The 25479-nt window shown below is 41.5% G+C and carries 35 protein-coding genes; 29 read left to right on the top strand and 6 right to left on the bottom strand.

Features of this window, described 5'->3' with window-relative positions; all coding sequences use genetic code 11:
* The first annotated feature begins 11 nt into the window (after positions 1-11).
* The 21 genes from rplP (at position 12) to GHNINEIG_RS01655 (ending at position 10808) form a co-directional block, all read left to right on the top strand.
* Complete coding sequence (rplP, locus tag GHNINEIG_RS01555) at positions 12-425, top strand: 50S ribosomal protein L16 (RefSeq protein ID WP_011369723.1); 414 nt, start codon at positions 12-14, stop codon at positions 423-425.
* Between the two features lies 1 nt (position 426).
* On the top strand, positions 427-615 hold the full coding sequence (gene rpmC, locus GHNINEIG_RS01560) for a 50S ribosomal protein L29 (protein WP_011369724.1): 189 nt from the start codon (positions 427-429) through the stop codon (positions 613-615).
* 2 nt (positions 616-617) lie between these two features.
* A complete protein-coding gene (gene rpsQ, locus GHNINEIG_RS01565) occupies positions 618-881 on the top strand; it encodes a 30S ribosomal protein S17 (RefSeq protein WP_011369725.1) in 264 nt (87 codons plus the stop codon).
* Positions 882-1015: 134 nt separating this feature from the next.
* Positions 1016-1384, top strand: a complete 369-nt coding sequence (rplN, locus tag GHNINEIG_RS01570; RefSeq protein ID WP_011369726.1) for a 50S ribosomal protein L14 — start codon at positions 1016-1018, stop codon at positions 1382-1384.
* Between the two features lie 10 nt (positions 1385-1394).
* Complete coding sequence (rplX, locus tag GHNINEIG_RS01575) at positions 1395-1709, top strand: 50S ribosomal protein L24 (protein ID WP_011369727.1); 315 nt, start codon at positions 1395-1397, stop codon at positions 1707-1709.
* 12 nt (positions 1710-1721) lie between these two features.
* Positions 1722-2264: a 50S ribosomal protein L5 gene (gene rplE / locus GHNINEIG_RS01580; protein ID WP_135795020.1), complete on the top strand. Its 543-nt coding sequence runs from the start codon at positions 1722-1724 to the stop codon at positions 2262-2264.
* Positions 2265-2273: 9 nt separating this feature from the next.
* Complete coding sequence (rpsN, locus tag GHNINEIG_RS01585; RefSeq protein ID WP_135795021.1) at positions 2274-2579, top strand: 30S ribosomal protein S14; 306 nt, start codon at positions 2274-2276, stop codon at positions 2577-2579.
* Between the two features lie 12 nt (positions 2580-2591).
* Entirely contained in the window at positions 2592-2987 is a 396-nt protein-coding gene (rpsH, locus tag GHNINEIG_RS01590) for a 30S ribosomal protein S8 (protein ID WP_011369730.1), read from the top strand.
* Between the two features lie 12 nt (positions 2988-2999).
* The gene (gene rplF / locus GHNINEIG_RS01595; protein ID WP_135795022.1) at positions 3000-3533 is read left to right on the top strand and encodes a 50S ribosomal protein L6; all 534 of its coding nucleotides are present in this window, start codon (positions 3000-3002) and stop codon (positions 3531-3533) included.
* Between the two features lie 15 nt (positions 3534-3548).
* Entirely contained in the window at positions 3549-3902 is a 354-nt protein-coding gene (gene rplR / locus GHNINEIG_RS01600; RefSeq protein ID WP_011369732.1) for a 50S ribosomal protein L18, read from the top strand.
* Between the two features lie 14 nt (positions 3903-3916).
* Positions 3917-4426, top strand: coding sequence for a 30S ribosomal protein S5 (rpsE, locus tag GHNINEIG_RS01605; RefSeq protein WP_011369733.1), 510 nt, complete (start codon positions 3917-3919; stop codon positions 4424-4426).
* Between the two features lies 1 nt (position 4427).
* Positions 4428-4616: a 50S ribosomal protein L30 gene (gene rpmD, locus GHNINEIG_RS01610; RefSeq protein WP_135795023.1), complete on the top strand. Its 189-nt coding sequence runs from the start codon at positions 4428-4430 to the stop codon at positions 4614-4616.
* A 1-nt stretch (position 4617) separates the two neighbouring features.
* A complete protein-coding gene (rplO, locus tag GHNINEIG_RS01615) occupies positions 4618-5052 on the top strand; it encodes a 50S ribosomal protein L15 (RefSeq protein WP_135795024.1) in 435 nt (144 codons plus the stop codon).
* A 2-nt stretch (positions 5053-5054) separates the two neighbouring features.
* A complete protein-coding gene (gene secY / locus GHNINEIG_RS01620; protein WP_011369736.1) occupies positions 5055-6368 on the top strand; it encodes a preprotein translocase subunit SecY in 1314 nt (437 codons plus the stop codon).
* Positions 6369-6466: 98 nt separating this feature from the next.
* Positions 6467-6823: a 30S ribosomal protein S13 gene (rpsM, locus tag GHNINEIG_RS01625; RefSeq protein WP_011369737.1), complete on the top strand. Its 357-nt coding sequence runs from the start codon at positions 6467-6469 to the stop codon at positions 6821-6823.
* Positions 6824-6843: 20 nt separating this feature from the next.
* Positions 6844-7233, top strand: a complete 390-nt coding sequence (rpsK, locus tag GHNINEIG_RS01630; protein WP_011369738.1) for a 30S ribosomal protein S11 — start codon at positions 6844-6846, stop codon at positions 7231-7233.
* Positions 7234-7249: 16 nt separating this feature from the next.
* Positions 7250-7870: a 30S ribosomal protein S4 gene (gene rpsD, locus GHNINEIG_RS01635; RefSeq protein ID WP_135795025.1), complete on the top strand. Its 621-nt coding sequence runs from the start codon at positions 7250-7252 to the stop codon at positions 7868-7870.
* 26 nt (positions 7871-7896) lie between these two features.
* Positions 7897-8886 carry a DNA-directed RNA polymerase subunit alpha gene (locus GHNINEIG_RS01640; protein ID WP_135795026.1) on the top strand — a complete coding sequence of 330 codons (990 nt, stop codon included), beginning with the start codon at positions 7897-7899 and terminating at the stop codon, positions 8884-8886.
* Positions 8887-8903: 17 nt separating this feature from the next.
* The gene (gene rplQ / locus GHNINEIG_RS01645; protein ID WP_011369741.1) at positions 8904-9290 is read left to right on the top strand and encodes a 50S ribosomal protein L17; all 387 of its coding nucleotides are present in this window, start codon (positions 8904-8906) and stop codon (positions 9288-9290) included.
* A gap of 31 nt (positions 9291-9321) precedes the next feature.
* The gene (locus GHNINEIG_RS01650) at positions 9322-10086 is read left to right on the top strand and encodes a TatD family hydrolase (protein WP_135795027.1); all 765 of its coding nucleotides are present in this window, start codon (positions 9322-9324) and stop codon (positions 10084-10086) included.
* Positions 10083-10808 (top strand): tRNA threonylcarbamoyladenosine dehydratase, encoded by a 726-nt coding sequence (locus GHNINEIG_RS01655; RefSeq protein ID WP_135795028.1) that lies wholly within the window; start codon positions 10083-10085, stop codon positions 10806-10808. The genes GHNINEIG_RS01650 and GHNINEIG_RS01655 overlap by 4 nt, the downstream gene beginning before the upstream one ends.
* Here the strand turns inward: GHNINEIG_RS01655 and GHNINEIG_RS01660 are convergent.
* The 3 genes from GHNINEIG_RS01660 to GHNINEIG_RS01670 all read right to left on the bottom strand — a co-directional run bounded on the left by GHNINEIG_RS01660 (position 10802) and on the right by GHNINEIG_RS01670 (position 15308).
* Complete coding sequence (locus tag GHNINEIG_RS01660; protein ID WP_135795029.1) at positions 10802-11587, bottom strand: DUF2927 domain-containing protein; 786 nt, start codon at positions 11585-11587, stop codon at positions 10802-10804. The two genes, GHNINEIG_RS01655 and GHNINEIG_RS01660, sit on opposite strands and share 7 nt — an antisense overlap.
* An 89-nt stretch (positions 11588-11676) precedes the next feature.
* The gene (gene uvrA / locus GHNINEIG_RS01665; RefSeq protein WP_135795030.1) at positions 11677-14484 is read right to left on the bottom strand and encodes an excinuclease ABC subunit UvrA; all 2808 of its coding nucleotides are present in this window, start codon (positions 14482-14484) and stop codon (positions 11677-11679) included.
* A 110-nt stretch (positions 14485-14594) separates the two neighbouring features.
* Positions 14595-15308: an SIMPL domain-containing protein gene (locus GHNINEIG_RS01670; protein ID WP_135795031.1), complete on the bottom strand. Its 714-nt coding sequence runs from the start codon at positions 15306-15308 to the stop codon at positions 14595-14597.
* Between the two features lie 136 nt (positions 15309-15444).
* On the opposite strand from GHNINEIG_RS01670, the gene GHNINEIG_RS01675 reads away from it, so the two are divergent.
* Complete coding sequence (locus GHNINEIG_RS01675) at positions 15445-16833, top strand: MFS transporter (protein ID WP_135795032.1); 1389 nt, start codon at positions 15445-15447, stop codon at positions 16831-16833.
* 127 nt (positions 16834-16960) lie between these two features.
* Positions 16961-17560, top strand: coding sequence for a single-stranded DNA-binding protein (ssb, locus tag GHNINEIG_RS01680; protein ID WP_135795033.1), 600 nt, complete (start codon positions 16961-16963; stop codon positions 17558-17560).
* A gap of 105 nt (positions 17561-17665) precedes the next feature.
* Here ssb and GHNINEIG_RS01685 read toward each other — a convergent pair whose 3' ends face one another.
* Together GHNINEIG_RS01685 and GHNINEIG_RS01690 are read right to left on the bottom strand one after the other, a co-directional pair.
* On the bottom strand, positions 17666-18097 hold the full coding sequence (locus GHNINEIG_RS01685; RefSeq protein WP_135795034.1) for a DsrE family protein: 432 nt from the start codon (positions 18095-18097) through the stop codon (positions 17666-17668).
* A 163-nt stretch (positions 18098-18260) separates the two neighbouring features.
* Positions 18261-18677 (bottom strand): heavy metal-responsive transcriptional regulator, encoded by a 417-nt coding sequence (locus tag GHNINEIG_RS01690; protein ID WP_223260912.1) that lies wholly within the window; start codon positions 18675-18677, stop codon positions 18261-18263.
* A gap of 253 nt (positions 18678-18930) precedes the next feature.
* On the opposite strand from GHNINEIG_RS01690, the gene GHNINEIG_RS01700 reads away from it, so the two are divergent.
* Positions 18931-20108 (top strand): IS3 family transposase gene (locus GHNINEIG_RS01700; RefSeq protein ID WP_135795037.1). Its coding sequence is split into 2 segments (ribosomal slippage): positions 18931-19195 and positions 19195-20108, totalling 1179 coding nucleotides; the frame shifts between segments, so codons are not numbered across the junction.
* Positions 20109-20589: 481 nt separating this feature from the next.
* Complete coding sequence (locus tag GHNINEIG_RS01705; protein ID WP_135795038.1) at positions 20590-21207, top strand: hypothetical protein; 618 nt, start codon at positions 20590-20592, stop codon at positions 21205-21207.
* A 15-nt stretch (positions 21208-21222) separates the two neighbouring features.
* Here GHNINEIG_RS01705 and ispB read toward each other — a convergent pair whose 3' ends face one another.
* Positions 21223-22188, bottom strand: a complete 966-nt coding sequence (gene ispB, locus GHNINEIG_RS01710; protein ID WP_135795039.1) for an octaprenyl diphosphate synthase — start codon at positions 22186-22188, stop codon at positions 21223-21225.
* 253 nt (positions 22189-22441) lie between these two features.
* Between ispB and rplU the strand changes: the two genes are divergently transcribed.
* From rplU to proB, 4 genes are all read left to right on the top strand, one after another.
* On the top strand, positions 22442-22756 hold the full coding sequence (gene rplU / locus GHNINEIG_RS01715) for a 50S ribosomal protein L21 (RefSeq protein WP_135795040.1): 315 nt from the start codon (positions 22442-22444) through the stop codon (positions 22754-22756).
* 98 nt (positions 22757-22854) lie between these two features.
* A complete protein-coding gene (rpmA, locus tag GHNINEIG_RS01720) occupies positions 22855-23112 on the top strand; it encodes a 50S ribosomal protein L27 (RefSeq protein ID WP_011369763.1) in 258 nt (85 codons plus the stop codon).
* Between the two features lie 156 nt (positions 23113-23268).
* Positions 23269-24309, top strand: a complete 1041-nt coding sequence (gene cgtA, locus GHNINEIG_RS01725; protein ID WP_135795041.1) for an Obg family GTPase CgtA — start codon at positions 23269-23271, stop codon at positions 24307-24309.
* A gap of 9 nt (positions 24310-24318) precedes the next feature.
* Positions 24319-25449, top strand: coding sequence for a glutamate 5-kinase (gene proB / locus GHNINEIG_RS01730; protein WP_135795042.1), 1131 nt, complete (start codon positions 24319-24321; stop codon positions 25447-25449).
* Positions 25450-25479 lie beyond the last annotated feature (30 nt).

Genomic DNA, 25479 nt, shown 5'->3' on the forward strand with positions numbered 1-25479 from the left:
GAATACTTGTTATGTTAATGCCAAAACGTACAAAATTTAGAAAGATGCATAAAGGACGTAACCGCGGTCTTGCTAATGTTGGTAACAAAATTAGCTTTGGTGAATTCGGTTTGAAGGCAATGGAGCGTGGTCGTATGACTTCACGTCAAATTGAAGCAGCCCGTCGTGTTATGACACGTAAAGTAAAGCGTGGTGCTAAGATTTGGATTCGTGTATTTCCTGATAAGCCGATTACCAATAAACCTCTTGAGGTTCGTATGGGTAAAGGTAAAGGTAGTGTAGAGTACTGGGTTGCTCAGGTTCAACCTGGTCGTGTCCTTTATGAAATGCAAGGTGTTGATGAAGTTGTTGCAAGAGAAGCATTTGAGCTTGCTGCTGCAAAACTTCCTTTCAAAACACAATTTGTAACAAGAACGGTGATGTAAGATGACTTCAGAATTAAAAGAAAAGTCAGTTGAAGAGCTTAGAGAAGATTTACTAAATCTTCTTCAAGAGCAATTTAACTTAAGAATGCAACATGCGACTGGTCAGTTGTCGAATAGCGCACAGTTAAAAACTGTTCGTCGTTCTGTTGCACGAGTTAAAACCATCATTCGTCAAAAAGTGAGTAAATAAGAATGGCTGGTAGTGAAAATAAAGCACGTACAATGCAAGGTGTTGTTGTTAGCAACGGCATGGACAAATCAGTTGTAGTTATGACAAACCGTTATATTAAGCATCCTAAATATAAAAAGTTTGTTAGAAAGTCTACAAAAGTTATGGCACATGATGCTGATAATGCTTGCGGAGTTGGTGATAGAGTCACCATTTCAGAATGTACCCCTTTCTCTAAGAGAAAGACTTGGTCATTGGTTTCAATTGACGAAAAAGCTGCGTTGTAATAAAAGTAGACTTTTGATATCAATCTGATATAATTGCCCAAATTTTTCACCGCCTTAATAACCAAGCCTGTAAAAAGGGACTAGTTATTTTGGCGGTTTTTGTGTTATTTAAATTTTATGGATGGAGTTCCATCATGATTCAAATGCAAACTGTACTTGATGTCGCTGACAATAGTGGTGCAAGAAAGGTCCAATGTATTAAGGTACTGGGCGGTTCTAAGCGTCGCTATGCGAGTGTTGGTGATGTTATTAAAGTAGCTGTTAAAGAGGCTGCACCTCGCGGCAAAGTCAAAAAAGGTGATGTTTTTGATGCGGTTGTCGTTCGTACGGCGCAAGGCGTAAGACGTCCAGATGGTTCAAAGATTAAGTTTGATGGTAATGCTGCTGTTATTCTTAATACTAAGCTAGAGCCTATCGGAACACGTATTTTTGGCCCAGTAACACGTGAGCTACGTAACGATAAATTTATGAAAATCGTTTCGCTAGCTCCAGAAGTTTTATAAGGAACTGATAATGAATCGTCTAAGAAAAGGTGATGAGGTTATCGTTATTGCTGGAAAAGACAAAGGGAAACGCGGTTCAGTTTCTCAAGTTATGCAAAATGGTAAGCTAATAGTAGATGGAATTAATTTGGCTAAGAAACATGTTAAACCTAACCCTATGACGGGTGAACAAGGTGGTATTGTTTCTAAAGAAATGCCTGTTGATGCTTCTAATGTTGCTTTATACAATCCTGAAACAAAAAAAGCGGACCGTGTTGGTGTTAGAGTTGAAGGAGATGTGAAAACACGTTTCTTTAAGTCTAATGGCAAGTCGGTTGATGCTTAAGTAGGTTGAAATATGGCAAGATTACAAAAAATTTATAATGATCAAGTTATTCCGGCGTTAGTCGAAAAATTTGGTTATAAGTCAGTAATGCAAGCTCCAAAACTCACAAAGATTACGATCAATATGGGCGTTGGTGAAGCAATTGGTGACAAGAAAATACTTGATAATGCAGTGTCAGATATGGAAGCGATTACTGGTCAGAAGCCTGTTAAAACGCTTGCAAGACGCTCTGTTGCAAGTTTTAAAGTACGTGATGGATATCCACTTGGTTGTAAAGTGACACTTCGTGGGGCCAAAATGTATGAGTTTTTGGATAGATTGATTAATGTTGCTTTGCCACGAGTTCGTGATTTCCAAGGTGTTAAAGGAAATGCGTTTGATGGTCGAGGTAATTACAATTTAGGTGTGAAAGAGCAAATCATTTTCCCTGAAATTGAATTTGAAAAGGTTGATAAAATTCGTGGAATGGATATCAACTTTGCAACGACTGCTTCAACAAATGAAGAAGCAAAAGCTCTTTTAGAAGCCTTTAATTTTCCATTTAAAAAGCAATAGAGGTTTCTCATGGCAAAGCAATCAATGATTGAAAGAGAAAAGAAAAGAGCAAAGATGGTTGCTAAATATTCAGCAAAAAGAGCTGAGTTAAAAAAAGCATCTGTTGATATGTCTCTAAGCTTTGAAGAACGTATGGAAGCAATGGATAAGTTGGCAAAACTTCCAAGAAACGCTTCTCCTGCTAGACAACAGAATCGTTGTAGATTAACAGGACGTCCTCATGGTGTTTACAGAAAATTTGGGTTGTCACGTAACATGCTAAGACAGTTAGCAATGCAGGGTGATGTTCCTGGTTTAAGAAAAGCAAGTTGGTAAGGATAAATATTTATGAGTATGTCTGATCCAATAGCTGATATGCTAACTCGTATTCGTAATGGTCAAATTGCTGGTCATTCGAATGTTGTTATGCCTTCATCAAAAGTTAAAGTTGCAGTCGCAAAAGTATTAACGGGTGAAGGGTATGTTAGTTCATACAGCGTAAGTGATAAGAATGGTAAGTCAGAATTATCGGTTGATTTGAAGTATTTTGAAGGTCAACCAGTCATTGAAATGCTTAAGCGTGTAAGCCGTCCAGGTTTGCGTGTTTATAAGAATAAAGATGAGTTGCCAAAAGTAATCGGTGGTTTAGGAGTTGCTGTAGTTTCAACTTCTAAAGGAATCATGTCTGATCGTGATGCGCGTAAAGCGGGTATCGGCGGTGAGATTATTTGTTATATAGCTTAAGGGAGATAAACAATGTCAAGAATTGCAAAATCTCCTATTACTTTACCATCTGGTGTAGATGTAACGATCAATGGAACTGATGTGTCTGTAAAAGGATCAAAGGGTGCATTGTCTAAAACATTTAACCATGCTGTTTCAGTATCTCTAGAAGACGGTGTTGTAACAGTGGCGCCGAAGAGCGAAAGTAAGAATGCATGGGCACAAGCTGGTACAGCGAGATCTATCATTAATAATATGGTGTTAGGTGTTACTGAAGGATTTGAAAAGAAATTACAATTGGTCGGTGTCGGTTATAGAGCACAGGCACAAGGTAAAGTGCTTAACTTAACGTTAGGTTTTTCTCATCCAGTCAATCATGAGCTACCTGAGGGTGTGACGGTTGAAACACCAAGCCAGACTGAAATCGTAGTTAAAGGCGCAGATAAGCAAGTTGTTGGTCAAGTTGCTGCTGAAATTCGTGGGTATAGACCTCCTGAACCTTATAAAGGTAAAGGTGTTAAATATGCTGATGAATATATCTTGCGTAAAGAAGCTAAGAAAAAATAAAGGTTGGGAATATAAATGGATAAGAAAGCTACCCGACTTCGTAGAGCAAAAAAGACTAGAGCAAAACTTGGTTCACAAGATAGAGCTCGTCTTTGTGTGCATCGCACGCCTAAGCATATTTATGCTCAGATTATCTCTTCAGATGGTTCATCTGTTGTTGCTTCATGCTCTACAGTCCAAGCAGATATTAAAAAGCAAGTTGCTTTTGGTGGAAACAAAGAAGCGGCTGAACTCGTTGGTAAGTCAATAGCGGAAAAGGCTAAGGCTGCGGGTATTGAATCTGTTGCATTTGACCGCTCTGGTTTTAAATATCATGGACGCGTTCAAGTCTTGGCAGATTCTGCTCGAGAGAACGGTCTTCAATTTTAAAAGAAGGGATTACAATGTCTTCAAAGGAATTACAAGAAGGTCAAGATGGTCTTGTTGAAAAATTAGTCTCTGTCCGCCGTGTCGCAAAAGTTGTGAAAGGTGGTCGAGTGTTTGGTTTTTCTGCTTTAACTGTTGTTGGTGACGGTGAAGGTCGTGTTGGCTATGGAAGTGGTAAGGCGAATGAAGTTCCTGTTGCCATTAAAAAAGCAATGGAAAAAGCTCGTCGTAATATGAAAGATGTTCACCTAGATGGTGGTACATTGCAGTATCCTATTAACTTTAAACAAGGTGCTGCCAATATCGTGATGTTACCTGCCTCTGATGGTACGGGAATTATCGCGGGTGGTGCGATGCGCGCAGTATTAGAAGCAGCTGGTGTAAAAGACGTATTAGCAAAATGTGTTGGTACAACTCGTCCAGTAAACGTTGTTCGTTCAACCGTTAATGCTTTGACAGGAATGAGTAGCCCAGAACTGATTGCTGCAAAACGTGGTAAATCAGTTGAAGAAATTTTAGGTGAATAAAATGTCAGATAAGAAATTAGTCAATGTTACTTTGGTTAAAAGCACTATTGGACGTTTGCCAGCACACAAAGCTTGTGTGTCTGGTTTAGGTTTGAGAAAAATGCACCAAACAGTAGCGGTTATTGACACTCCTGAAAATAGAGGAATGATCAATAAAGTTTCCTATTTGCTTAAAGTAGAGGAAGCATAATATGCATTTAAATACTTTAAAGCCTGCTGAAGGCGCAAAGAAACTTGCGAAGCGTAAAGGTCGTGGCCAAGGTTCTGGAAACGGAAAAATGGCTGGTAGAGGTCATAAAGGTCAAAAGTCACGTTCTGGCGGAATGCCAAAAATTGGTTTTGAAGGTGGTCAGATGCCATTGCAACGCCGTCTTCCAAAGGTTGGTTTTACATCTAGAAAGTCTGCTTATGCAGCGGAGATTCGTTTAGATGTATTATCTTCAGTTGATTCTGATGTCATTGATTTGCCAGCATTAAAAGCTGCAAACCTTATTTCAGAAAAAATCAAGACGGTTAAAGTAATCAATAGCGGTGAGATGAAAAAAGCAGTTAAAATTTCTGGTCTGAAAGTAACTGCTGGCGCCAAAGCTACTATTGAAGCTGCCGGCGGATCAGTAGAAGTTTGATTATGAATAGTCAGTCAATTGAAAATTCAGGCACAGGTGGGTTGAGCCAAAAAATATTTTTTGTCTTAGGTGCATTAATTGTTTACCGTTTAGGAACTCATATTCCTGTTCCTTTGATTGACCCAGTTGCGCTGGCTGCTATGTTTGAACAGCAAAAGGGTACGATCTTAGACATGTTTAACATGTTTTCTGGTGGTGCTCTTCAAAGGCTTTCTATCTTGGCACTAGGGATTATGCCGTATATTTCTGCCTCTATCATTATGCAGTTATTGACGGTTGTATCTCCTACCCTTGAGCAGTTAAAGAAAGACGGTGAAGCTGGTCGAAGAAAAATTACCCAATACACACGTTATGGAACTGTTGTGCTAGCAACATTCCAAGCGCTAGGCGTCGCAATAGCATTAGAGTCCCAGAATATTAATGGGATGTCTGTCGTTGTTGAGCCAGGTTTGTTATTTAAGGTTATTGCCGTTGCTACTTTAGTAAGCGGAACAATTTTCTTAATGTGGTTAGGTGAGCAAATCACCGAAAGAGGTATTGGAAACGGTATTTCTTTAATTATTTTTGCAGGTATTGTAGCAGGTTTACCTTCTGCACTTGGCGGTACATTTGAGCAAGTTAATACTGGTGCAATGCATGCGATAACTGCTTTTGTGTTATTAGCATTAGTGTTCTTGGTGATTGCGTTCGTTGTTTTTGTTGAAAGAGGACAACGCCGTATTCCAATTCATTATGCTCAACGCATGCGTGGCCGTAAGTTGTATGGCGGTCAAGAAGGCCATTTGCCATTGAAGTTAAACATGGCGGGTGTGATTCCACCAATTTTTGCTTCAAGCATTATTCTATTCCCAGCAACACTTGGTGGATGGTTTGGTACTGCAGAAAATATGGGATGGCTTAAAGACATTGCAACAACAATGTCACCAGGTCAGCCTTTGTATATTTTATTTTATGCAATGGCGATTATTTTCTTTTGTTTTTTCTATACAGCAATTGTTTTCAATCCAAATGAAACAGCTGATAACTTGAGAAAATCTGGTGCTTATATTCCAGGTATTCGCCCTGGTCAGCAAACAGCAAGAAGAATTGATACAATCATGAGTCGTTTAACATTAGCAGGTGCAATATATATTACACTTGTCTGTTTGTTACCTGAATTCTTGATTTTGTATTGGAATGTTCCTTTTTATTTTGGTGGAACATCATTGCTGATTATTGTTATTGTGGTTATGGATTTTATGACAAACATTCAAGCTCACATGCAATCAGGTCAATACGAAAGTATGATGAAAAAAGCTAATTTAAAGGGTCGGTAATTTTAATTTATTGAAAATTAGAGTTACTACTAGTAATTAATCCTAGAAATGAGTATAATCGCTCGTTTTTCGGTAGATGGATAGTTAAGGAGCGCAAAATGGCTCGTATTGCCGGCGTAAACATTCCAGTAAATAAACATATTGTTATTGGATTAAGATCGATCTACGGGGTTGGACAAACGACAGCTCAAAAAATTTGTGCAGATGTGAATATTGATCCAACAACGAAAGTTCGTGAACTAACTGAAGAACAGTTAGAAGCACTTCGTTCAGAAGTTACAAAGTTTAAGATTGAAGGTGATCTTCGTCGTGACGTTACTATGAACATCAAGCGTTTGATGGATATGGGGTGTTACCGAGGAATTCGCCATCGTCGTAGTCTTCCATTGAGAGGGCAACGCACAAAAAATAATGCTCGTACTCGTAAGGGTCCTAAAAAACCTATTAAGCGTTAAGCATAAATTAGAGATTAGATATGGCAAAAGCAAATTCACGTGTTAAAAAGAAGGCAAAACAGGTTGTAACTGATGCAGTTGCACATGTTCATGCAACTTTTAATAACACCATTGTTACCATTACAGATCGTCAAGGAAATGCACTATGCTGGGCTACGTCCGGAGGAAGTGGTTTCCGTGGGTCGCGTAAAAGTACTCCTTTTGCTGCACAGGTAGCAGCAGAGCGCGCAGGTCAAATGGCGACAGAATATGGTGTTAAGAATATGGATGTTATGGTTAAAGGTCCTGGACCCGGCCGTGATTCAGCAGTTAGAGGTTTAAATAGTGTTGGTTTTAAAATTACATCAATTTCTGATGTGACACCAATCCCTCATAACGGCTGTCGTCCGCCTAAAAAACGTCGCGTTTAAAATTCAGAGGTAGAAGATGGCTAGATATATTGGTCCAAAGTGTAAACTATCACGTCGTGAAGGTACGGATCTATTTTTGAAGAGCGGTGTTCGTAGCATCGAATCAAAATGTAAAATTGATCAACTACCTGGTCAGCATGGTGCTGGCCGTAAACGCGTAACTGAATACGGTTTACAGTTAAGAGAAAAACAAAAAGTTCGTCGTATTTATGGCGTACTTGAAAAGAAGTTCCGTTTATATTACAAAGAAGCAGATCGTCGTAAAGGATCTACAGGTGTTAATCTTCTTCAGCTTTTAGAAAGCCGTTTAGATAACGTTGTATATCGTATGGGATTTGCATCTACACGCGCTGAAGCTCGTCAACTTGTATCGCATAAAGCCATTCAAGTGAACGGACAGTCTGTAAATATTCCTTCTTATGAAGTATCAGCTGGCGATGTAATCAGTATTAGAGAAAAATCACGTAACCAATCTCGTATTGCAGCGGCACTAGAATTAAGTGCACAAGCTGGTAATGTTGGTTGGGTTGAAGTTGATTCTAGTAAGTTTGAAGGTGTCTTCAAAACTGTACCAGATCGTTCTGATTTATCTGCTGATATTTCAGAAAACTTAATTGTCGAGCTTTACTCTAAGTAAACCCTTTGAAACGGAGATAACTTCTAATGCAAGAGATGTTAGAGCAGCTACTAACTCCACGTTTAGTAGATATTAAAACGGTTAACGGTTTTAATAGCCGTGTAACTCTTGAGCCTCTAGAGCGTGGTTTTGGGCATACTCTAGGGAATGCTTTGAGAAGAATCTTATTATCTTCCATGCCGGGTGCTGCGATTGTTGAAGCACAAATTGATGGTGTATTACACGAATATTCAGCGATTGAAGGTGTTCGTGAAGATGTTTTAGAAATCATGCTTAATTTAAAGGAAGTTGCCATTAAATTAAATGAAACTTCTGAAGCAGAATTGACACTGTCTAAAAAGGGTCCTGCAGTAGTTACTGCAGCAGATATTCAGTTGAATCACGATACTGAAATCATGAACCCAGATCTTGTTATCGCTCACCTTGGTGAGGGTGCTGAACTTTCAATGAAGCTAAAGGTCGAAAAAGGGATTGGTTACAGAGCAGCTGTACAGTCTACTGATTCTGAATCAGCTAACATCGGTGTTTTAAAACTGGATGCAAGTTTCAGTCCTGTTAAAACAGTGAGTTATGAAGTTCAAAATGCTCGTGTTGAGCAAAGAACGGATTTAGATAAGTTGATCTTGAATGTCGTCACTGATGGAACATTAGATCCAGAAGATGCGATTAAACAAGCAGCAACAGTACTGCATTATCAATTAATTGCTTTTGTTGATTTAAAACATAAAGAAATTGTTGTTCAAGAAGAAGAAGAAAATGAATTTGATCCGATCTTCTTGCAACCAGTTGATGATTTAGAGTTGACAGTGCGTTCAGCTAACTGTTTAAAAGCAGAACAAATCTATTACATTGGTGATTTAGTTCAAAGAGCTGAATCAAGCTTGTTAAAGACACCAAACCTAGGTAAAAAATCATTGCAGGAAATTAAAGATGTTCTTGCACAGAGAGGTTTAGGTTTAGGAACAAAACTCGAAAACTGGCCACCTTCAAGTTTGGTTAGTAAAGAGTCAGCATAATTTAAAGGAAAGCTACCATGCGTCATCGTAAAAGTGGTCGTAAATTAAATCGTAATAGCTCACATCGTAAAGCGATGTTCAGAAACATGTCTGCATCATTGTTTGAACATGAGATGATTAAGACAACTGTTGCTAAAGCGAAAGAACTACGTGGTGTTGCTGAACCGCTAATTACATTAGCGAAGCAAGACAGTGTTCATAACCGTCGTATTGCTTTTTCACGTTTACGTGACAAAGCAGCGGTTGGAAAATTATTTTCAGAATTAGGTCCTCGTTATGAGTCTAGACCAGGTGGATATGTCCGCATTCTTAAATGTGGATTCCGTCCTGGTGATAATGCTCCTATGGCTTATGTTGAATTAGTAGATCGTCCTCAAGTCGAATCTACTGAATCTGAAGATTAAAATAAGAAGCCAGCATTAGCTGGCTTTTTTTATGTCTTATTTATTTGATACTCACTGCCATTTGGCAGATCCGAAATTTTCTCATTCTTTGGCAGACGATTTAGAGATTGCCAACAATCATTCCACTTCTGAGTTTCTTTCTGTGGGAAGCTCCACCGCTGATTGGTTCGATACTCTGCAACTCGCAAAACAATTTCAAAGCATACACGCTGCTTTAGGACTTCACCCTTATTTCATTGAATCGGATTATCCTTCTCAGTTAGAGCAATTAGAATTGCTAATAGCGTCTAATTCAGTCAGTGCTATCGGCGAGATTGGTTTAGATTTTTCAAAAGGTGTAACTGCAAATGACTCAACCCAAATGTTGGTTTTTTCGCAGCAAATTCAACTTGCACAGACATATAATTTACCCGTTTCTGTTCATTGTCTAAAAGCGTATAACCCAATGCTTAACTTTTTAAAGAATCATCCCGTTGAAGGAGTCATGCATGGGTTTGCGGGTGGTGCTCAGATGGCCATCCAGTTTATTGATGCTGGACTCCATATTGGCATCAACTCAGTTTTACTTAATCAAAATGCAAGACGGTATCATGAGTTGGTGCAGTGTATTGGATTAGATAGGCTTGTATTAGAATCAGACGCACCCTTCGGGATGAACCTGGATTCTGATGCGCCTTTAGCCAGTTTAATGAAAGTTGCAATAAAAATAGCAGAACTGCTGGAATGTCCTGTTCAGGAAGTGATAGAGAAAACAACGGCTAATGCAGAAAATTTATTTATAAGGAAGGATTCATGACGCCACTTTTCGAAAGAAGTTTACTGGTCTTTGAAGAACGAGGCATTCAACAACTTCAACAGTCTCATGTATTGGTTGCAGGAGTAGGGGGAGTTGGAGGGTTTGTTATTGAAGCATTGGCACGAGCAGGGGTTGGTTCCCTGACTATTGTTGATCATGATTCGGTTTCACCTTCCAATTTAAATCGTCAGATTATCGCTCTTGAATCGACTATGGGTGAAAATAAAGCTGAAGTGATGAAGCAACGTATCCATGATATTAATCCGAGTTGTAAAGTGACAACGATTCAATCGTTTCTGAAACCAGATGACATGGATGAACTGCTTTCTGAGGATTTTGACTATGTGGTGGATGCGATTGATAGTCTTAACTGTAAAGTGGCTTTGGTGGCAACGGCGTACCAAAAAGGCTTAAAGGTGGTTTCAAGCATGGGCGCTGGGCGCAGGATAGATCCGAGTAAAATCTTAATTGCAGATATTTCAAAAACCCATACATGTGGTTTGGCTCGAAATATGCGGCAACGCCTAAAAAAGCAAAGAATTGCAAAAGGCATCCCCGTCGTTTTTTCGACAGAGCTTCCAAAAGCACCGGGTCCTATGGAAGAAATTGAAGGAGCGAGAGGGCGTGTTGTGAATGGAACCGCTAGTTATATGCCGGGTATTTTTGGACTCATGCTTGCAGGGTTAGTGGTTCAGGAACTTGCAAAGACAGAGCCTCAATAGATGAGGGGATAAAGCCCAGATTCTTTAACTTTTTTACTGGCCCCTTGAATCAAGTTAGAAGTTTTCCATTGGTATAATAAATGCTGCAGAATTGGATGAATTTGTTGGCGATCCATGCCTGGTTTCAAGTCTGGCGAGTAGAGTAGCTTTAGTAAAATATAATCCAGTCCCGTGAGTAAATCCAGTTTACTTTTATCGTTTGCAATGCTGGGAAAGACCCAGTCAGAATCATTCGGTAATCCCATAACCTGGGTTGTTTCTTCTACGATGCAAGCAGGGAGTAAGCCTCGGCTCATTACATAATCAATCGGAATAACCACGTTTGCATTAATGATTTCATGTTGTTGGTTCAGCTGGAAGCTAGCGGAGCAATTGCTGTCGCGACTCAATGCTTTTGATTCTTTCTGGATATAACGTTGTATGGCTTCTTGGTAATGCTGATCCTTCGTGAAAATGATTTGAAGATTAGGGGCGTGTCCTGTCCTGACATGAGTGATGGGGTGCCTTGTAATCGTATGAAGTTGTTTTAAGTGCGTTACAGTCAAGTTTTCGATAAAAGGATTTTTGGGAAGGCCGAGATAGGTAAACTGGTACTGAATCGGAGCAACCCATTTGACTAGTTTCATATCGGTTTGACGATATTCATTTTTTAAAGCGACTTCTATGAAGGCACGCTCAATATACTCAATGTTTTGCCAGCTAGTAGCGGCGCTAGGTGCAGCCAATAATGGCTGGGCACAGAGCCATAGACTGATTATTTGCCAGGTTAATTTTTGCATTCAGCACCTTCAGGTATCCATCTGGTTTTGTTCGTTAAAACAGCCAGGCCTGGCTGTTTTAACGGAATAGAAAGTGATTGTCGGTGTGGTTAATTCAAAATCTTTTTCAAATAATGTCCGGTATAGGATGCTTTATTTTCAGCCACCTCTTCAGGTGTGCCGGTCGCAATAATTTGCCCGCCTCCAGAGCCACCTTCCGGACCGAGATCCACAATCCAGTCAGCGGTTTTAATCACATCGAGGTTATGTTCGATAATGACAATGGTGTTGCCATGGTCTCGTAGGTTGCGGATGACCTTAAGCAGTAATTCAATGTCATGGAAATGCAGCCCTGTGGTCGGCTCATCGAGTATGTAAAGGGTACTGCCAGTATCGCGTTTTGACAGTTCTTTCGCGAGTTTAACACGTTGAGCCTCCCCGCCAGAAAGTGTAGTGGCACTTTGACCTAGCTTGATGTAGCCTAACCCCACTTCCATCAGCATCTGTAGCTTTCTGGAAAGCACAGGAATGGCATCAAAGAATGCGCGGGCGTCTTCGACAGTCATTTCCAAGATTTCATGAATGTTCTTTCCTTTGTAATCGACTTGTAAGGTTTCACGGTTATAGCGAGCACCCTGGCAAACGTCACATGCCACATAGACATCGGGCAAGAAATGCATTTCGACTTTTAAGACCCCATCTCCCTGACAGGCTTCACAGCGTCCCCCTTTGACATTGAAGCTGAATCGCCCAGGGGTATAACCACGGGTACGTGCTTCTGGAGTGGCTGAAAGCAATTCACGGATTGGCGTGAAAAGCCCAGTATAGGTTGCAGGATTAGAGCGAGGTGTCCGGCCAATTGGGCTTTGGTCAATGTTAACGACTTTATCGAAATGTTCTAATCCTGTGACTTTTTCATAAGGAGCGGGTTCCAGTAGCGCCTTATTCAGTTTACTGGCAGTAATTTTATACAATGTCTCATTGATCAGGGTGGATTTGCCGGAACCGGAAACCCCGGTAATACAAGTAAGAAGTCCGGTTGGGATTTCTAAGTCAACCGTTTGTAAGTTATTTCCGCAAGCACCATAAATCGATAGCCAATTATCGGGTAATGGCAAACGATCTTTCGGGATTTGAATCGATTTTTCACCCGTCAGGTATTGCCCAGTTAAAGAGGCTTTGGTTTGCATGATTTCTTTCGGAGTCCCTTGTGCCATGATGCGGCCGCCATGGACACCTGCACCCGGTCCGATATCCAGTACATAGTCTGCGGCTCGAATCGCATCTTCATCATGTTCCACCACAATGACTGTATTGCCCAAATCTCTTAAGCGAGTTAATGTGCTGAGCAGCCGATCATTGTCTCGCTGGTGTAATCCGATTGACGGTTCATCCAAGACATACATAACACCGACCAGTCCGGCGCCAATTTGGCTGGCGAGTCTGATTCGTTGTGCCTCACCACCAGAAAGCGTGTCCGCACTTCGGTTTAACGTCAGATAGTTCAATCCAACGTTAACCAGAAAGGAGAGGCGGTCAAACACTTCTTTGATGATTTTTTCTGCAATTTCTCCTTTCGTGCCTTGAAGTTCCAATTGACTGAACAAGTCATATAGGTTGCCGATGGGGCGCTCTGTTAGAGCGGGCAAGGTTTCGTCGGCAACGAAAACGTGACGAGCCGCCTCATTCAAGCGAGCACCATGACAACTGCTACAAACGTGTGAAACACGAAACTTATCCAGTTCATCACGCACCGTTTTGCTGTCAGTTTCAGTAAAGCGGCGTTCCATGTTTGGGATGACCCCTTCAAAACGGCGCGTATCGGAATAACGACCGTGTGGGAGCGGTAGCTTTTCTTTGCCTGAGCCATATAACACAATGTTTTGCTGCTCTTTAGTCAGTTCCAACCAGGGCGTTTCCATGTCAAACTGATAATAATCGGCAACGGCTTTCAGTAAATCATAATAGTATTTATGACGTCGATCCCAACCACGAATGGCACCGCCGGCTAAGCTCAAGTCCGGATGCATAATCACGCGTTCTGGATCAAAGCTTTGCTTCACCCCGAGTCCATCGCAAGTTGGGCAGGCACCATGTGGGTTGTTGAATGAAAAAATTCGGGGCTCCAATTCCGGCACGGAATAACCACATTGTGGGCAAGAAAAGCGCTCGGAAAATAATAAATGAAAGTCATCTTCTTCATCCATTGGAACGACTTGAGCAATGCCATCAGCAAGGTGTAATGCGGTTTCAAAAGATTCGGCTAAACGTTGTTTGATGCCGGGACGGACTTTAAAGCGATCCACGACCACTTCAATATCGTGCTTATATTTTTTATCCAGCTCAATCGAGCCATCCAGCTCCATCAGTTTGCCATCTATTCGCGCACGGATATAACCTTGTGCTTGCAGCTCATCCAGTAAGTTTTGATGTGCCCCTTTTTTGCCGCGCACGACGGGAGCAATCAATAAACATTTGGTGCCTTCAGGGAGCTCGAGTGTGTGATCAACCATCTGGCTAACTGTCTGAGCAACTAGGTCACTGTTATGTGTTGGACAGCGTGGGGTACCAGCACGAGCATACAATAGACGTAAATAGTCATAAATTTCGGTCACGGTTCCGACAGTAGAGCGCGGGTTATGAGAAGTGGATTTTTGTTCGATTGATATCGCAGGGGAAAGCCCCTCGATGTGATCGATATCTGGCTTCTCCATAACCGATAAAAACTGGCGCGCGTAAGCAGATAAAGATTCAACATAGCGACGTTGCCCTTCCGCATAAATGGTATCAAATGCCAGTGAAGATTTGCCCGAGCCGGATAGGCCTGTAATCACAATCAACTTATCTCGTGGAAGTGTGACATCGATGTTTTTCAAATTATGGGTGCGAGCACCTCGAACAATAATCTCTTCTAGCATGCGGGTTTAGCCTGTCGGTTATGAAAGCAAAAGTCTTATTATAACAAAACCCTAGCGATGAATGACACTGTCCGATCCCTTTGTAAAATAGGCTGTCGGCGTGCTTGGAATCAGTTTTTTTGGTTTGAGATCAAAACGCGACCAGATACGGTGATGCTTAAGCGAGATTCTCCGGTTTTAATGACAGGTGAGACCTCTTTTGAAGTCATTTTAGCCGTATATATATTTTGAGTCATTCGGTAAGGATGGGGGGCAGGCGACTGTTGGATGCGTGTTTGCGTGATGTGATAAACCGATTGGCCAAACGCATCGGCAATTAATTCCGCTTTGGCTTGGTATTGTGCCAATGCGCTTGTTAATAAAGATGTCATGGTTTGTTCACGCTGTGCCTCTGAAACGGAAAACTGCATATCGTTATAATTAAGATATGGTTGCAGTTTAGTCAGAATGTCAGCTAGGCCTGGCTGATTTTTAAGCGTGAGATTAAGAATTTGTTGCCCTTTCCAGTGTTGGATTTTTTGATGGTCATCATAGACAGGCACGACCCGATAATCTTGTGTGGTGGCGGTAATTTCCGGGTAACGGTTCAAGATTGTCTGAGCATGATGCATTTTTTGATTGATCTGGCGTTGAACAATGTTAGCCTCTTGATGCTCTGCTTGCGCGATCAGGCGAACGTTGACAAGGTCGTTTGTAATCTGTTGGCTTTGGGTGACAGAAAACTCAATCTGGTTAACATTCGGCAAGGTCTCTTCCGCGTGACTGACGCGTGAGAAAAAGAGACTGATAATGCAGGTTAAGAGAACAATAGATCGAATGTTCATTTTCGGGCTCCTGTTTAAAGAAATGGGAACAATGCTATAATGCGGCCTATTTGAACAATTAAACTCTCTGATGCATTTCTTTTCGCGCGAAACGTGAGAACAAACACATCTATCAACGATAAACAGGATATCACAAATGTCAGGAATCAGTCGTAGTATGGCGCCTATTGAACGACGTGCCGCTTTCTCAGTCGCGGGTATTTTTTCGACTCGAATGCTCGGTCTGTTTATGATTTTCCCCGTGTTTGCATTGTTTGCACACGAAGAATTTCAAGGCGTAACAGCGACTCAAATTGGGATCGCAATGGGGATTTATGGATTAACGCAAGCCGTGCTGCAGATCCCTTATGGCATGTTGTCAGATCGTTTTGGTCGTAAACCACTGATTATTGTTGGGATGCTGGTCTTTATGATTGGGTCGATCGTCTGTGCGATGGCCGATTCGATTGAGATGATGATTGTCGGCCGAGCAATCCAGGGGATGGGAGCCGTTGCAGCTGTGCTGATGGCAACTGTGGCTGATTTGGTGACAGAACAATTTCGTTTAAGAGCCATGTCCATTGTGGGGATGACGATTGGTTTATCGTTTACCCTTTCTTTAGTGGCCGGTCCTATGTTGGGTGAATTATTTGGTGTGAGAGGGATCTTCTGGGCAATTGCAGGCCTGGGCGTTTTAGGGATCGCTTTAGTGTTGTTTGCGGTGCCGAAAATTGAAAACCAAACCTTCCAGCGTGAAGCGGAAGCCGATCCGAGTCAATTTAAAGATGTAATTAAGAACCCTCAGTTGCTTCGTTTAGATATTGGGGTGTTTGTGTTGCACGCCATACTGACGGCGATGTTTATCGCGATTCCATTTATGATTCGAGATAACGCAGGGCTGGATTCGCTTCACCATTGGGAATTGTATTTACCGGTCATGTTGTTGTCATTTGTTTTAATGGTGCCGTTTATTATTCAAGCTGAGTCGAGAGGGCGCATGAAGCCGATTTTTGTCGGGGCGATTTTAACCATTGCGCTCATGCAGCTTGGTTTTTTATTTGAAGCCAATGGTTTCTGGACAATGTTTGTTTTGTTGTTGATCTTCTTTACCGCTTTTAATTTGTTGGAAGCCTCGTTACCTTCTCTGGTTGTAAAACTTTCACCGGCAGACAAAAAAGGCACAGCAAGTGGGGTGTATTCCAGCAGTCAATTTTTAGGGGCCGCTTCCGGCGGGTTTATCGGGGGCTGGTTTTATGAAATGTATAGTCTGGAAGGGTTGTTTTTCTTTACGGCAACCATTGGGTTTGTCTGGTTTTTAATTGCGATGAGCATGTCTAAACCACTGCCTTTGAGTATTGCTTCGGTTCACTATACGACGGACTTGGATGGAACCGAAAAACAGCAGTTGACCGAAAAAATGTTGTCTTATGACGGTATCTATGAAGTGGTCTTTTTGTTGGATGAACACAGAGTGTTTTTTAAGATCGACCGCAAGGTCATTGACGAAGTCGGATTGATTGATTACCTCGAAAGAGGTCTGGCATAAGTTAAGATTTGAAGTGATCCGATATTTATCGAATTATCATCATGAGATATAAAATTTGAATTATCTTTTTTGGCGTAAAAAAGGTATTATTTCAAGATTAAAAAATAAAGAAGTTGGGGAGTAAAAGATGGCGCGTGGTGTCAATAAAGTGATTTTGGTTGGAACGCTAGGAAGAGATCCTGAGCTGAAGTATGCGGCAAATGGTAATGCCATTGCGAATTTGAATGTTGCGACTTCCGAGCAGTGGAATGATAAAGCGTCTGGTCAAAAGCAAGAAAAAACAGAGTGGCATCGTGTCGTTATTTTTGGCAAGTTGGCTGAAATTGCTGGGCAATATCTGAGCAAAGGCTCTCAGGTGTACCTTGAAGGAAAGCTACAAACGCGCAAATGGCAAGACCAAAATACCGGTCAAGATCGCTATTCCACAGAAGTGGTGATTGATTTTAACGGTCAGATGCAAATGCTAGGCGGTGGCAATCGTCAAGGAACGGATGCGCCGTTTGACAATAATGCAGCAGGGTTTGGTCAGCAAGCACCGCAAGCGCCACAACAAAATAATATGGGGATGAATCAACAGCAACCTCAGCCTGGTTTTGGTCAAGCTGCCCCACAACAGCAGGCAGCACCACAACAAGGGTTTGGTGGACAACCAAATAATCCAGCACCCGCACAACAAGTGCCTGCTTATACGGCAAATGATTTTGATGATGATGATGTACCGTTCTGAGTATCACAATAAAGTTAAATGTTGATATAGAAAAGAAAGAGCCCCTTATGTAGGGGTTTTTTGTTTTTAGATATAAAAAAATTATGAGTTTTGGGGCATGGGTGGTTATTGTTTCCAATATTTATAGCCTTTCATTTGCAATCTAATCATCTCTGGTGCGCCAGCAGGAACGTATTCAACCTCTAACGGGAATTGTTCTTCACTTAATCCCCAGGACTTCATACTAATCTTGCATGCCTTAAAAGTTACCCCACGATTCGACAACTTTGTTAACAGTTGTGAAGTTTTAGGATTGTCTGCTAATAATGCGTGGATGCCATTTTCGTAAGCCACGACAGTAATAGCTAATTTATCTTCGCCAATTTCGTTTATAACTTCATTTATTTGAAGGAGGGCTCGTCGATGTCCAAAGTTTTCACTATTTCTGGTTAATTCAACAACAAATGGAATAGGGTTTGTTGCACGAGAGTCTGCACTTGAAATTGTTGGTATAAAAAAACTTATTAATCCTGAAGCTAAAATTAAGTACTTAAGCATTGTATTTTCCTTTTTATAACGTAGTTAAATAATAAAGTTGTTAGATTTTGCAAACTATCAGATATTATGAGTGCTCTTTTATTTCATTTTTAGAGTTAATATTTTTGGTAAAAGCATTTTAATAGGGCATTTAAAATTAGTTTGAACTGCTTTTTTTATTAATTTATTTCGGGGTTATCTCTTCTATGATTGGGCAGCCATCTTTTGATCCTGAGCAAAGGTTGATTAATAGTGTTAATTCTTTTTGAAGAGTGTTGAGTGTTTTTAATTGAGCTTCAACTTCAATGAGTTTAGTTTTTGTAAGCTCTCTTACATTATTTTTTGCATGGCCTGGATTTTCACGCATTTGTAATAAACTTGAAATTTCATCGAGTGAAAAATTCATAGTTTTTGCACGTTGGATAAACCTGATGCAGGATAAATTTTGTTCGCTGTAAAGCCTTACGCCTGAAGAAGTGCGATTGATATTGTTCAACAAACCGATTTTTTCATAATATCGAAGCGTATCAATAGATAGAGCTGTTATTTCAGAAACTTCACCAATCTTATAAAATTGAGTGTTTTTTTGTCTTGCTATCATTGCAATTTCCATATTAGACACTAGTGTGTACTTTTATAGCTTCAAGTAGCTTGTGATATGTTGGTAATGCTGTGAATGTAAGCTCCCCATTTATTGCTATGGAAGGAGTGGATAATACTCCAAGCTCAATCGCATACTCCATTTCTTCTATAATATTGACTTCACGCCATTCAATTGTTTTGTAGTGGTAAAGTGAAATTGGCCACCTAATTGGAGATGCTAAAATGCATCTAAATCAAAAAGGTGAGTCAAAATGACAAAGACAAGAAGAACATTTTCAGCCGAATTCAAACTTGAATCTGCGCAATTGGTCGTTGACCAGGGCTATACGGCATCAGAAGCCGCTGAAGCCATGGGTGTTGGTTTATCAACGATGAATAAGTGGGTTAAGCAGTTGCGTGAAGAACGCAAAGGTAAAACGCCTAAAGCCAGTGCTTTAACGCCTGAACAGATTGAGATTCAGCAACTCAAAAAGCGGGTTAAGTACCTCGAAGAGGAAAAAGACATATTAAAAAAGGCTACAGCGCTCTTGATGTCGGATTCACTGAACAGCTGAAGGTCATCAAAAAGCTTCAGGAGCGCTATTCAGTCAAGCGTCTTTGCAAGGTCTTCCAGGTTCACCGTAGCACGTTTAAATACTGGAAAAATCGTCGCAGACGACCGAATGCCAAACGAGTTAAAGAACTCGCTATGGTTCGGCGAATTCATGCGGAAAGCAACGGTTCAGCCGGGGCAAGAACGATTGAGCAGATATCCTCTGATAGAGAATTACCAATCAGTCGTTATCGTGCTGGCAAGATGATGAAGCAATTGCGACTACAAAGCTGCCAGTTGCCGAAGCATAACTACAAAAAAGCGTTGCAAGAACACATTGCCATACCTAACTTGCTCGATAGACAGTTTTCACCGAGTAAACCGAACGAAGTGTGGTCGGGTGATGTCACCTATATCTGGACGGGCAATCGCTGGGCTTATCTTGCCGTAGTGCTAGACCTGTTTGCCAGAAAACCTATTGGCTGGGCTATGAGTTACTCTCCTGATTCGGAATTGACAGTCAAAGCCTTAACGATAGCTCATGAGTCTAGGGGGAAACCGGAAGGTGTGATGTTTCACTCCGACCAAGGAACCCATTATACCAGTGTTAAATATCGCCAATCGCTGTGGCGATACAAGATAAAACAGAGCTTGAGTCGCAGAGGAAATTGCTGGGATAACAGCCCAATGGAACGCTTCTTTAGAAGCTTAAAGACTGAATGGATTCCAACAGCGGGTTATCGGAATCTGGCAGAGGCCAAAAAACACATCGGAAATTACATTCTGGGGTATTACTCACAGGTGAGGCCGCATCAATTTAACGGCGGTAAAACGCCAAATAAGGCGGAGCAGATTTACTGGTTAAATTGCTCTAAAGACGTGGCCAAATTTACTTGACCACTACATTTCATCATTTAGTTGGTTGACGATCTTCTTAAAATTAGCTTTTGCTTTACTGCACTTTCCGCAGCTTGGGGTAAAGAATATTTCTAATTTAAGCATTTAGTACTCTCTAAATTATCTGGATTGAAACTATCTTATTGTATGGAGTTGACTCTAGGTCAAGAAAAAAATATATCTTTTTAATAACGAATTTTTAAATAAATAAGGACTAAAGTGGGTTAATTGAGTTTTATAATCAACAAAAGTTCCTATTTAGTTGATATTAAATTCATCTATCTATATGAATTAATTATGGTTGTATAAGTATTGAGATGGTTTTTGTATTCTTTACCGTTTTAAAAAGTCCTTGGTTATTCAGCTTTCATTGTTCTTAAAGGCTCCATTTATTGGAGCTTTTTTGTTTGAATAAAGTATTTTAAAAATTGGCTTAATTGTTTTCGATTTTGGTCGATAACAGTCTATAGGGGGAGCCAATATGAATAAATCTGAAATCACACCCGCCTTACAATATTTCTTCAAAAAGTTAGAGCGTAAGTCGGAAGAAGTTCGTCAGCACAAACTAGCGACGGAAGATAAAAAAGAAATCGTTCCTTTTGATGAGGTTGAGCGATTTGCACGCGCCATTATGACGCAGAATATTTTTATTCATACTGTTGGGGTAAATGGGAAGCCAGAATCGACGATTTTGACTAAAGCGATGTTCAGCATTAACAAGGTTGTACGGTTGTATTACAGTACGAGTCTGGATGAAGATCGACAAGGGTATTTGCGGATACATCCTGATCGCAACAAACAATTGATTGTTGTCGAGCGGCTTCATGGCTTTCGACCGAAACCGGAAATCTTATACGCCAGCTTAGATGAGTGTCATGTAATTCGATTCTTTGTTGGCTGGTTAATGCGTCGAATTGATTGGGAAAAAACAAAAATTGATAACTTGGATTTGTATAAGAAGTTTGTTGATTTAGAGCGTAAGGCCTTAGAAGAAGCGATTGCTGCTGAGGAAGCGGAAAAGCAAGAAGCTCAGTTACAGCAAACGCTTGATAAACATTTTAAAGGAAAGCAAAGAATTCCAAGTTCAAGAGTTAAATAGAATGAGGCCGGTTTTTTAGTGGTTTCTTTGAACCGCTAAGTCCGCCAAAGATAATAACGCCTGTTTAATCTCAGAATCGTTCAGCGGAGCGAGAGCATCCTTAGCTTTTTCAGCTTCTTGAGTCGCAACTTCTTGTGTGTATTGAATGGCGCCGGAGGTTTGAATGATGGACGTGACTTCTTTCAATAATTTAATGCCTTCGGTTTCAATGGCTTTACGAATCAGTGACTTTTCTTCATCCGTTCCATTCTCAAGGACATAGATTAAAGGCAAAGTCGGTTTGCCTTCTGCTAAGTCATCTCCCAGGTTTTTGCCAAGTTGATCAGCGTCAGCCATATAGTCCAGCGCATCATCAATGAGCTGGAAAGCTGCGCCAAGGTGACGACCGTAGGATGCAAAGGCGGATTCCAGTTCAGGTTTTTCAGCTAGGATAGGGCCTAATACAGTAGCCGCTTCAAATAATTTAGCGGTTTTTCGGTGAATCACTTCCATGTAGCGTTCGCTAGTGGTGTCAGCATCATGGCAGTTAAGCAATTGGAGGACTTCTCCTTCTGCAATCACATTTGTGGTTTCAGACATGACTTCCATGATGCGCATAATGCCAGGTTCCACCATCATTTCGAATGAACGAGAATACAAGAAATCCCCCACCAGTACGCTGGCAGCATTTCCCCAAACTTCATTCGCGGTTTGGTTACCGCGCCGGGTTTCAGATTCATCTACGACATCATCATGTAATAAGGTGGATGTGTGAATGAATTCAATGACCGCAGCAAGGGTGAGATGATGTTTGCCTTGGTAGTCACAGGCGTGTGCGGATAATAAAACCAGTAAAGGGCGTAAACGCTTTCCGCCACTATTGATAATGTAGTGGCCAATTTGATTAATAAGAACCACATCGGAAGACAGTTTAGACAGAATCAGTTGGTCAGTCGCCTCAATGTCATCCTGAATAAGTTTTCGAATCTGTGAAAGCGTCATAAGTCTAATAGGGGTATCATTGATTAGTTAAGACGCAAAGTTTAGTATGAAACGCTATAGATGCAAAGCTGTAAATGGTTTTTTTCAAGAAAAAACAGGGGCTTTGAGGCATTTTATCGCGTGATAAAGTTTTTTTACAATTTATCCTGATTGGTGTTTGACCTAAAATAGAAAAGGTTATATAATCCCGCCTTTGCCGTTTCTGACGGTGTGAAAACAGAATTAATGAAATTGAAACCGGGAGTTTCCAAGAATGTATGCGGTAATTAAAACCGGTGGTAAGCAATATCGTGTTCGTGAAGGTCAAATTTTACGTGTCGAGTCCTTAGATGCAAACGAAGGCGACAAGGTTGAATTTGATCAAGTCATGATGGTTGGTGAAGGTGCAGATGTTAAAGTAGGTGCACCTCTTGTTGAAGGTGCAAAAGTTGCAGCAACCGTTAAAGCAAACGGTCGTGGTAAAAAAGTAACAATCATCAAGTTCCGTCGTCGTAAGAACAGATCACGTACTAAGCAAGGCCATCGTCAAAATTATACTGAAGTTGAAATTACAGGTATTTCAGCTTAATTTTTTAAACTTGTTGTTATACAGTAAGTTTGGTCGATTAATTAAAACCTCGCATTATTTCTGAGTAGGGAATAATCAGGTTAACAGGAGATGTCACCATGGCTCATAAAAAGGCTGCAGGTAGTACTAAAAACGGTCGCGATTCTAATGCTAAGCGATTAGGCGTTAAACGTTTTGGTGGTGAGCAAGTTCTAGCAGGAAGCATTATTGTTCGTCAACGTGGAACGAAGTTTCATGCGGGTGATAATGTTGGTCGCGGTAAAGACGATACTTTGTTTGCAAAAGCAACCGGTGAAGTTGCTTTCGTAACAAAAGGTAAGCCACTACGTACGTTCGTAACAATTAAAGCTGACTAATTAAATAGTCACAGACATTGTTATCAAAAGCCCCGCTGTGTCGGGGCTTTTTTATTTCTAGGTTAAATGTTTTCTCTAAGCTAAAATAGGGTGCAAATAATGCACCGAGCTGGATGTGTCCACGCTAGTTATGATTAGGGAAATAGGATTAAGGTCATGCAATTTGTAGATGAAGCCAATATTCGGGTAGAAGCGGGGCGCGGTGGAAACGGCGTCGCAAGTTTTCGCCGTGAAAAATATATTCCATTCGGAGGTCCTAACGGGGGCGACGGAGGCGATGGTGGTAGTATTTATTTAATTGCTGACCGTAATATCAATACGTTGATTGATTTTCGTTATACTCGAGACTATAAAGCCCAGAACGGACAAGCCGGCATGGGGCAGCAAAAAACCGGGCGTGCAGGGCAAGACTTGATTATCCCTGTGCCGGAAGGAACGATTGTTCGAGATCTTGATACGCAGGAAGTGATTGGCGATCTGGTCGAGCACGGTCAAAAGTTATTGGTGGCTCACGGTGGGCGTCATGGGTTAGGAAATGTGCACTTTAAGAGCAGTACCAATCGTACGCCACGTCAATGTACGCCTGGTGAACCTGGGGATGAACGCAACCTAGGGCTTGAACTGTCTGTGTTGGCCGATGTTGGGCTGTTAGGGATGCCAAATGCAGGGAAGTCGAGCCTGATTACCGCCGTTTCCGCTGCTCGTCCTAAGGTTGCGAATTACCCCTTTACAACGCTGTATCCGAACTTAGGGGTGGTGCGGGTCTCGCCTGAATCCAGTTTTGTGATTGCTGATATTCCAGGTTTGATTGAAGGTGCTTCGGAAGGCGCAGGCTTAGGGGTGCAGTTCTTGAAGCATTTGTCTCGTACCGGGCTGCTTTTACATGTGGTGGATATTGCCCCAATCGATGGAACGGATCCGGTTGAGTCGGTACATGTGATTGAGCAAGAATTGGAAAAGTACAGTGATGCCTTGGCGGGTAAAGAACGTTGGTTGGTTTTGAATAAGACCGACTTACTGTTAGAAGAAGAGGCTAATGAATTGTGTGATCAAATCGTCGAGCGTTTGAATTGGACAGGGCCGGTTTTTGCCATCTCAGCGGTGAACCGAGTGGGAACGGATGAGTTGGTGAAAGAAGTGGCCTATGGTTTAGAGCAAAATCGTTTAAAAGCTCAAGAACAAGCTGTTGAAGAGTAAGGAAGTATCGTGTTAACTCGATCAGATATCCATCAAAAATCACGCCGTTGGGTGGTTAAAATTGGCAGCGCCCTGTTAACCAATGATGGTCGTGGTCTGAATAAAGAGGCGATGGCGCAATGGGTATCCCAGATGGTGGCTTTACGTCAAAAAGGGATTGAGCTTGTGATTGTCTCTTCCGGTTCTGTGGCGGAAGGCATGCAGCGTCTGGGTTGGTCTAAAAGACCTTCTGAGCTGAACGAATTGCAAGCCGCTGCCGCGGTTGGGCAAATGGGCTTGGTGCAGGCATATGAATCTGAATTTGCTAAAAATGGGATTCATACCGCGCAAATCTTGATGACACATGATGATTTGTCTAACCGTGCGCGTTATTTGAATGCCTCGAATACTATTCAGACATTATTAGAGCATGGAGTTGTGCCGGTCATTAATGAGAATGATACAGTCGTGACTGATGAAATTCGCTTTGGAGATAATGATACGTTGGCGGCATTGACAGCGAACTTAGTGTCGGCGGATGTGCTAGTGATTTTGACTGATCAAAATGGTCTATACAATGACAACCCGCGCACCAATCCGAATGCCGAGCTGATTTCCGAAGCGCAGGTCAGCCGAAAAGATATTGAAGCGATGGCCAGTTCTGAAGGCGGCAGTTTAGGAAAAGGCGGCATGTATACCAAAGTCATGGCGGCCAAACGCGCAGCTCGCTCTGGAACGGCAACCTTTATTGCTTCCGGGCGAGAAGATAATGTGTTGCCTCGATTGTTGGCGGGGGAATCACTGGGGACGTTGCTGATTCCTGATTTAGAGCCTTTGACGGCTAAGAAGCGATGGTTGGCGGGGCATTTACAGGCTAAAGGTCAATTGGTGTTGGATGAAGGCGCGGTGAAAGCGTTGCAGTCTTCCGGTAAAAGTCTGTTGCCGATTGGCGTGAAAGACATGAGTGGTGAATTTCAACGTGGAGAAATGGTAATTTGCGTGAATGAAAAAAATCAGGAAGTTGCACGAGGATTGGTGAATTATCCTTTTTTTGAAACGCAAAAGATCATGGGGCATCCGTCTTCGGAAATTAGCCAGTTGCTGGGTTATAGTGATGGTGAATTCTTGATTCATTGTGATAACTTGGTTCTAGTCGATTAGCGATTAAAACGGCCAGGCCTGGTCGTTTTT

It is taken from the genome of Hydrogenovibrio crunogenus, from assembly GCF_004786015.1.
Taxonomy (GTDB): Bacteria; Pseudomonadota; Gammaproteobacteria; order Thiomicrospirales; family Thiomicrospiraceae; genus Hydrogenovibrio; species Hydrogenovibrio crunogenus.